2 protein-coding genes are annotated in these 1,037 nt (G+C 55.2%); both read right to left on the bottom strand.

Annotated features, from left to right (window positions below):
- Nucleotides 1–278, bottom strand: a 278-nt coding sequence (locus ABZT49_RS14005) for a hypothetical protein (protein ID WP_355286651.1), incomplete at its 3' end; no start/stop codon positions are given.
- A 514-nt stretch (nt 279–792) separates the two neighbouring features.
- Nucleotides 793–1,037, bottom strand: a 245-nt coding sequence (locus ABZT49_RS14010; RefSeq protein ID WP_355286652.1) for a DUF6894 family protein, incomplete at its 5' end; no start/stop codon positions are given.

The raw sequence follows: 1,037 nt of genomic DNA on the forward strand, positions 1-1,037 counted from the left end.
ATGTCGCGTGCGCGATCGCAAAACACGTCCTTGGATTCGACTGTGGTTGTTCCGTTCGCACTTGGCAGTACTCGCGGACCTGATCCTTCTGACGTGCGACGATGCAGTTCGGCCCAGGCATTCAGGTGGCGCAGGAGCCTGATGTGATCGCGTTCCTCAAGCGCCTGTTCGATGCGCCAGCCGAGCAAACGGAGCCGCAGGTTGACGATGACGGCAAGCAGGGTCGATCGACCGTAATCTGGGGAACGCTGTCGGCGAGAAGGAAAGTCGGTGGGCATGGCGCCCTCCGGTGCAGTCCTGGCCCATCGCCACGACACCAGTACGTATATGGTGTGCAGTGAGCGGATAGCAACTCAAATCCGAAAATACTCAAAAAATCACCGTGCGGCCAATGAAGTTGTAAGCCATGAGAATTTTTCTTACCCTACGCCTGCTGGCCATCGAAGCTGAGCAATATGTACGTCGACGATCGCGCTTCTCCAGCGAGCCCGGGACGCTATCGACGCGCAAAGCGCGTTCGAGCGGACTCCGCTCGCCGCCGTGCCGACGGGCATGAGATCGCTCAAGGTCGGCGACGATGCGAACGAACTCCACTTCATTCGCATGGAAATGGCATACAGCTCCAAGTGCGTCTCAAGCCGCCAATCCATCATGATCGATTGAATATTTTAACAAAAATACTATAACTTTTTCCTATTGAATGAAATCGCGATGCGGCCAAAAGTTCAGCAGGGACTTGAAGCAGCAGATTTAGTCATCGCGTGTTAGGTAATGCTGCCCTACGTTGAAACCTCAGACTGTGTCAATCAACCATTCCGCGCTAAGAATGAGAGAGGCTGCGAATAATGCCTGTCCTGTCTCGTCGCGCATCAGAACCGCAACCTGCCGGCTTTCATCCAGGCTCATTTCCTCACGCGCGATATCTGGCAGAATACGGATCGCGGCATCGCGGGCAGCATGAGCGTTAGGAAACTCGGTTCCCACGTCGTCGGGGATCAGTTGGCCGTCTTGGATGTCGAAAAAGAAACGCGGCATCG

It is taken from the genome of Methylobacterium sp. EM32, assembly GCF_040593685.1.
In the GTDB taxonomy this organism is placed as follows: domain Bacteria; phylum Pseudomonadota; class Alphaproteobacteria; order Rhizobiales; family Beijerinckiaceae; genus Methylobacterium.